The sequence below is a fragment of the Pseudarthrobacter naphthalenicus genome (assembly GCF_029076445.1).
In the GTDB taxonomy this organism is placed as follows: Bacteria; Actinomycetota; Actinomycetes; order Actinomycetales; family Micrococcaceae; genus Arthrobacter; species Arthrobacter naphthalenicus.
Map to the genome: position 1 here is coordinate 97658 of NZ_JARESG010000016.1, position 6592 is coordinate 104249.

The following is a 6592-nucleotide window of genomic DNA, read 5'->3' on the forward strand; positions in this document are numbered from 1 at the left end:
AAGGTGGGATCAGGAAGCGGGTGGGGTGAAGCGGTTGACCTTCCACGGGGCGTCCTTGCCTGTGCGGAGCAGCTGCACCGTGTAGGTCCCGGCATTGGTGGGGACCGCTGCCATGACCGCGTAGCCGTTGGATTCATCGACGCTCAGCGTGACCGGCCCGGTGACGCGGCTGGCCGGGATGTTGGCCGGGTCCACCGCCGAGTAGTCAGCTGTGGCCTGTGGCGTCAGCCAGCGGGCAAGATCGTTGGCCCACTGCCTTTCCTCCACGCCCGGGCGGGCAAAGTCCGCCATGGCCTTCTCGGCGATGTCCGCGGCCGCGTCCTTGCTGGCCTGATCCCAGGTGATTCCGATCGTGGCCGGGACCGTGCCTCCGGGAGCCTGTGGGCCGCTGCTGGCGCTCAGGGACACCGGAGTGGACGGCGTGGCGGTCGATTCTGCCGGTGCAGGCGTGGTGTTCGCTGCCGGGGCGCACGCCGCGCAGAGCAGGACCGCGGCGAGTAGGGCCAGGGGCTTTTTCACTTCTTCTCCTCTTGGGTTGGCAGGTACAGGAAGGCTGAAGGGACATCGCTGCTGACAATCCGTGTGTAGTAGTTGTGGTCATCCGGGGGCGGGTTGCCGTTGTAGCCCTCCTCGACGTAGGTCCCGTCGTCTTTGACCTCCTTGACCACGGCGACGTGCCCAAAAGTCGGGTCCGCTCCCCCGGCACCGGGCGCGTACCAGACGACCGCGCCGACCCGGGGTGTGTTGCCGGTGGGCCAGCCTTTGGTGTCCCAGCCGGTCTTCCACGTGACGGCAGAGCCAAGGCGCTGGCCGTCGGGGCGGAACGTGCCGTTGAGGAACTTGAACGGTTCCCCGGCGGAACCCATCTGCTGGTTCACCCGCCACAGTGCGAAGTCCACGCACTCCCGGTAGTAGAAGTTCAGTGGTGAAGTGCTGGCGTCGTTGGTTCCGACCTGCATCCAGGTAGGAGAGTCTTTCCATGGGTAGTCATCCCCGGCACCGGACTGGCCAGGAATGGCACAGTCGCTGCCTTCAAGCACGAACTGGCCGTCCGAGAGTGCCTGGACGAGTTTGACGGCCTCGGGCCAGTACTTCTGGTAGTGGTACGGGTCGGCGTTGCGCTGGACCTTGTTGCCGGCAATGGTCGGCTCGAGCAGCTCCCAGCCTTCGACCTTCTGCAGGGCGTTGATGAAGTTCGTGGCGCTGATGGCCGGATCCATGCGGTCCGCGTAGGAGCCCCACGCGCCGTTGTCGCGCTGCTGGAACAATCCACGGGAGTCAGGGCCCGGTCCGTCGCCGTAGTCCAAGACCCGCAAGCCAGACTCCCCCAGGGAAACCATGACGCTGATCATCTGACCCTTCACGGACAGGTCCAGGGCCTTGCCTGCACCCATGATCGCCGCCGCGTTCTTCAACTGCTCCCCGGTGTAGCCCTCGACCTTCGTATCAGCGTCGATGACAACAGAGACGGCGGAACCGCAGGTAGCCACAGCAGGCTTCGCGGGGGCCAACAGCAAAAGCATGGTGAAGATCAACCCGAGGAACAGGCCAGGGATAGCGATAAGGGCCACTAAGCCAAGCGACTTACGTTGGCTCATGACGACCACTCCGTGCCAACTGCCACAAATCGGTCACTGCCTGCCACTCCCCCAAAAATACATCGTTTCTACAACTACCAACCGGTGCGGACATTTCTCCACCGAGTGGACGCCGCAGGCCATTGTCCACGGGTCACACGCAAAATGCTTGTCAAATGCCTGTTTGTGTTCGCTGTCACGCCCCCGCAGGCCCTTTGCTGGCTCCGAGCGGCTCGACAGATAAGACACTACATCTAAAACGACATTTAATGTAGTCTTCTTGGATCAGATACGAACTAGCAAGGAAGTGAGACTATGAATGAATGCCCCGATACATTCGCCCCCCGAGCGCCCTATTTCGGGACGTGGACATGGCGATTGAGTCATTCGGGACGATGTTCTCCCGAGCCATACTGCGGCATTTGTCGACCCATGGCCCCACAGGGGCAGCGGACCTTGCCAGGGAACTGGGCACCGACGCCAACACTGCTAGAAGGACGCTCCAAAATCTAGAGGAGGTCGGACTAGTTGAAGCTGACGTCCCAGCCGGCCAACGGCGCGGGCGGACAGTGACGTTCGCCGTGCAACCAGAGCGTCTAGAGCAATTGCTCGCTGCGCTTAAGGACTATTTACTGGGGCGTTAAATGTTGTCTTATAGCGACACGCCGCCCACGTTTCCATCTTTCAGTAATCAAAACCGATTAGATGTGACTATGGCAATCCAAAAGCTCAATCTGGGCGGGCGCCCTTCGAAGGGCCCGCGGCATACTTTTGTGGTCAAGCCCGACATGGCGCGTGCCCAGAAACTTCGGAGGATCCTAGAGATCCTTGACACGAACGCCGTGGACTATCTCACGCCGCTCGTAGCTGAGCACATTGATTCCATCGACATCGACGATCTGCAGAACCAGGAGGCTTTGCCTATCGCGCAGGCCGGTTAAAAACTGAAGGCCCGCACGAGGCGGGCCTTCACAAAGTATGTCGTTCAGATCTCGTTCTTGGCGGGATTCGATCTGAACTTATCCAACACCCACCCAGTGGGTGGATCTTGTCATATCCATCCATAAAGGAAGGCTATTGCTGTCTATGGTACCGGAAGCCGATTCCGCGTCAACACATGCCGTTCAGGGTGTCGCGCGTCAAGTCAGGCCCGAACAGGCCTGGGTTCTTGCCCCCCTGATTGCTGGACAGCCCACTTATAGGACAGGTCGTTGGATCGGTACACGCTTCCAGTACCCCCGCCCCAAGACCCTTCCCAGAATTACTGCGGCTCTCCCGACACGGCCGGCGGCCGTCATGGTCCACGGCACGGACGGCAGCGTGGCCACCCTGTGCCTTGACCTCGATACCTCCAAGGCGCACAAAGCTGTCCTGGAAGAGGACATCGCCCAAATCCGACGCCTACTTAGCGGCAGCGGGTTGCGCTGGGTTGAGGACTTCTCCCCCAGCGGTGGGCGCCACGTGTACATCCCTCTCCGAGAACGATTGAGTGCCTCCGAGGCACGGGAGCTCGTTGAAGCCCTCGCCCTTACAGCAGCCAGTCTCGATCCCAGCCCCCACCAGAACATCACGGACGGATGCATCCGCGTCCCCGGAAGCATCCACAAGTCTGGTGGCTACCAGATACTGGTCACTCCCCTCAGTGAGGCCTACGACATCATGCGCCGCCGCAACGGCTCTGATGCTATCGCTCGACTTCAAGCAGCGCTGATGCCGGAGCTGCGCCGGCAGAAGGAACTCGCAGCACGAAGAGCCAAGGCCGCCGCCCGTACTCCCCATTCTGTTCCCGCGCCTCGGCCGGGAGCAGAACTTCCGCTGCGCCGAGTGGCCCGTACCGGTCTCTACGACACTGCACGGTACAAGAGCCCTTCAGAGGCCCGCATGGCCGTCCTGAACCACTTCAGCGCCTGCGGTTGGACCCGCGAGCACGTACAAAACGAACTCACCGGCCAGTTCCCCGGGCTAGCCGCCCTATATGGCACACCTGCTAACCAGGAACGGCTCCTAAGTACCGAATGGGCCAAGGCCCAGGCCTACGCCTCCAGCGGGTCCGACCAAAACGCTCGGACCCGCAAAGCCGGGGAAAAAGATGTACTTATTAACAACACAAGCCCCACAAGACTCACAGGGGGGGCAATCAAACCCAGCTCTGCAGCAATCCATCAGCTCGTGAACGACCTGGAAAATATCCTCTACGCGGTGCTCGATCACCGCTTGCAAGCCCGTGGCCGCGAAGGCCTTAGCCTTCGTCTTCTGATCCGGGGACTCTTGGGCTACATGCGGGCCAAGGAAACCGACATCGTTGACGTTGGCTGCCGCACACTTGCTGTGGCAATGGGAAAACACCACGTCACCATCGCGAGACTCCTGCCTGTTCTGGCAAAAGCATCAGACGGGATCCTGACCAAGGTTGCAGATGCCCGCCACAAAGCCGCCGATGTCTATCTGATCCAGTTACCTGAGCATTACCAGCAGCAGGCCCGCGAACTCACGTGGCGGCGGGGGAAAATCCATGCCATTCGGCCTGTATTCCGCGCGCTCGGCGATGCTGCTGCCCTCGTATACGAAGCCATCGAACGAGGTCGCCGCTCCCCCACCACGGCAGAAATCGTGAGAACCACCGGAATCAGTCGTAACGCCATCACAAAAGCACTTGCCGACATGGAGGCCCTAGCCATGATCAGGCGCGACGAAGGCCGTTGGAAGACCACTTCAGTCAATCTGCGTGATCTCGCGACACGGCTGGGCGTGCAGGACGATTACCAAGCACATATCAGCCGGAATCGGCGCGAACGAGCTGCCTGGCACGCTTACCTCGACCGCTTCCTCGACGCTCGAATGATGGAAACGGACCTGTACGACTACGAACGAGAAGAACACTGGATACCACCCGACGACGCAGCGTTGTGGTTGGCAGCTTAAACCGACTTTGCACGCCCTTGTGCTGTAGGTTTTGCCCTCGGCACTCGCCCAGGCGGCATTCACTGCAGCAGCGATTAGGGAAGAAGCTTGCATACGTGTGTTGGTCAGGGCGGCGGGTCTGGTTCCGTGAGCTGACCCTTAGTCACTGGTCGACGTATTTACAAGTGAACCCAGTGTTGTTGGTGAACCCGGCGAACTCATGAAGGCTTGTTTTGCCCGATTCGGTTGCTTCAACGGATTCACAAGTGAAAAAAGAGAAAACACACAAGCAGTCGTTAAAGGTGAACCCGGTGAACCCGGTGAACCAAGCGTAGTTGGCGAACCCGGTGAACCCGGCGAACTCATGAAGGCTTGTTTTGCCCGGTTCGCTTGTATCAATGGGTTCACAAGTGAAAAAAGAAAAGACACGTAAGCAAGCTTCCCAAGGGAAGCCGGTGTTGTTGGCTACGCTGGAATCACTTTGGAAGGGGAAACTTGATGAAACTCGATCTGGACCGCGGTGCCCTTAGCCGCGTAATCGCGGTAATCAACGGCAAGGGCGGGGTCTTCAAGACGAGCCTGGTGGCCAATGTAGGGGGACTACTGGCTGAGGGCGGATCGCGTGTGCTCCTCGTGGATCTTGACCCTCAGGGCAATCTTGCTGAGGACCTCGGGTATGCGGACCAAGGCGACGGTGGTAGAAGCCTGGCGGCCTCGCTGTGCTTTGGGGGAGAGCCCGACCTGCTACTGGGTGTTCGACCCAACTTGGACGTCATCGCCGGAGGCCCTCACCTCGACGACGCTGCCGCATTCCTTGGAGCTAAGGCCCAGAAGGACCGTGATGCTGCACAGCTAGCCTTGGCTAAACTGCTTGCCAGTGTCGCGGGGGAGTACGACTTGGTCTTGCTCGACTGCCCGCCAGGGAACGAGCCGCTACAGGCGGCAGCGGTGGCCGCTGCACGGTATGCGGTGGTGCCGTTGAAGACTGATATGTCTAGCCGAAAGGGTGTTGCTGCAGTCGCGGCACGCATGGACAGCGTTGTCGGACTCAACCCATCTTTGGACCTACTGGGTGTCGTTTTAGTCGGGACCGGCACCAATTCCAAGCAGGTCCACAAAGTCACTCGCGATCACCTCACAGCGGATTTTGGTACAGACGAAGTGCTGTTTCCGATGTCCATTCGTCACGCAGAGGCAACTGCCCAGGCGTGCCGTGAGCGTGGATTGCTGGCCCACGAGCTAGAACGTGAACTTAGCAAGGGTCCCAAGTGGTGGGAGGTCCTGCGCGGGGAAGCGAAAGCCGGGAACGCGGGGCCAAAGTCTGCTTCCAGCGTGGCCGAGGACCTCCATGCAGTCGCCATGGAAGTAACACGACGCATCGCCGTCGCAGAGTCTCAGGAGATCAACGCATGAGCGCAGAGCCCACATCGAGCCGACCCGCGCTAGGCCTGCCCCCGCGGCGCACCGCCGCACCCGTAGCAGAGGCCCCCCTCGCAAGGATGCTCCCCGGGCACCGGCCTGAGACGCCGAAGAAGGCAGACCCTAAGGACACCGAAACGGCGAATATGACGGTAAGCATCCCCGCTGCGCTTCGCAATCGGGCGCGCGCTGCGTACAGGGCGACCAGCTACGCCGAAGGGGATAACACGTGGAGTCACTTCGTGGCGAAAGCGATCGAAGCAGAGACGGCACGTCGCGAAGCCGAGCACAATGGGGGAGCGATGTACCCGTCGTGGGGCGAAAACCTTCCAGGGGGCCGCCGGCTCAAGGACAGCTGAAGCAGCGCAGCCGGTTCAGCCATCGCCGGTGCTGTACCCACGGCTGAGCGCGAGTGCCGTCCGCTCTCCCTAAAAGCCGTAGAGGCACCGGCGTGCATTGAACGCGTCCCGACCGCCTTCCAGCAGTTCCTCCACCATCATTCGTACGGGCACATCGGTAACCCCACGTCACGTGTGCCCAGTACTGCTCGCGACGTCAAAAACGGTCGATATCTCTAGTCCGTCTCTGTCGGTGCCCAAGTGGCGCGGTGCATCCGTTGTGGAAAGTGTCCACGACGGATCTCGGACGGGACTCCTCCTCAGAGGAAAACACGGAAAATCGTGACCGACTCGAGA

7 protein-coding genes are annotated in these 6592 nt (G+C 60.7%); 5 read left to right on the forward strand and 2 right to left on the reverse strand.

All coding sequences use genetic code 11. The features are described 5' to 3' along the window. Positions 1–9 precede the first annotated feature (9 nt). Together PY310_RS15720 and PY310_RS15725 are read right to left on the reverse strand one after the other, a co-directional pair. Positions 10–519: a hypothetical protein gene (locus PY310_RS15720; RefSeq protein ID WP_275215399.1), complete on the reverse strand. Its 510-nt coding sequence runs from the start codon at positions 517–519 to the stop codon at positions 10–12. Next, positions 516–1598 carry a CHAP domain-containing protein gene (locus tag PY310_RS15725; protein ID WP_275215400.1) on the reverse strand — a complete coding sequence of 361 codons (1083 nt, stop codon included), beginning with the start codon at positions 1596–1598 and terminating at the stop codon, positions 516–518. Before PY310_RS15725 ends, PY310_RS15720 begins: the two co-directional genes overlap by 4 nt. 374 nt (positions 1599–1972) lie before the next feature. On the opposite strand from PY310_RS15725, the gene PY310_RS15730 reads away from it, so the two are divergent. From PY310_RS15730 to PY310_RS15750, 5 genes are all read left to right on the forward strand, one after another. Beyond that, on the forward strand, positions 1973–2221 hold the full coding sequence (locus PY310_RS15730; RefSeq protein ID WP_235509926.1) for a helix-turn-helix domain-containing protein: 249 nt from the start codon (positions 1973–1975) through the stop codon (positions 2219–2221). Between the two features lie 69 nt (positions 2222–2290). Further along, positions 2291–2518 (forward strand): hypothetical protein, encoded by a 228-nt coding sequence (locus PY310_RS15735; protein ID WP_235509920.1) that lies wholly within the window; start codon positions 2291–2293, stop codon positions 2516–2518. Between the two features lie 355 nt (positions 2519–2873). Then, positions 2874–4499 carry a bifunctional DNA primase/polymerase gene (locus PY310_RS15740; protein ID WP_275215401.1) on the forward strand — a complete coding sequence of 542 codons (1626 nt, stop codon included), beginning with the start codon at positions 2874–2876 and terminating at the stop codon, positions 4497–4499. A gap of 477 nt (positions 4500–4976) precedes the next feature. Beyond that, positions 4977–5891 carry a ParA family protein gene (locus tag PY310_RS15745; protein ID WP_082581910.1) on the forward strand — a complete coding sequence of 305 codons (915 nt, stop codon included), beginning with the start codon at positions 4977–4979 and terminating at the stop codon, positions 5889–5891. Next, positions 5888–6256: a ParB family protein gene (locus tag PY310_RS15750; protein WP_056394456.1), complete on the forward strand. Its 369-nt coding sequence runs from the start codon at positions 5888–5890 to the stop codon at positions 6254–6256. The genes PY310_RS15745 and PY310_RS15750 overlap by 4 nt, the downstream gene beginning before the upstream one ends. Positions 6257–6592 lie beyond the last annotated feature (336 nt).

Bases quoted from the DNA above. Each gene is read 5' to 3' on its own strand.
- PY310_RS15725 (WP_275215400.1), bottom strand. From the start codon at position 1,598: ATGAGCCAACGTAAGTCGCTTGGCTTAGTGGCCCTTATCGCTATCCCT.
- PY310_RS15730 (WP_235509926.1), top strand. From the start codon at position 1,973: ATGTTCTCCCGAGCCATACTGCGGCATTTGTCGACCCATGGCCCCACA.
- PY310_RS15735 (WP_235509920.1), top strand. From the start codon at position 2,291: ATGGCAATCCAAAAGCTCAATCTGGGCGGGCGCCCTTCGAAGGGCCCG.
- PY310_RS15740 (WP_275215401.1), top strand. From the start codon at position 2,874: ATGGTCCACGGCACGGACGGCAGCGTGGCCACCCTGTGCCTTGACCTC.
- PY310_RS15745 (WP_082581910.1), top strand. From the start codon at position 4,977: ATGAAACTCGATCTGGACCGCGGTGCCCTTAGCCGCGTAATCGCGGTA.
- PY310_RS15750 (WP_056394456.1), top strand. From the start codon at position 5,888: ATGAGCGCAGAGCCCACATCGAGCCGACCCGCGCTAGGCCTGCCCCCG.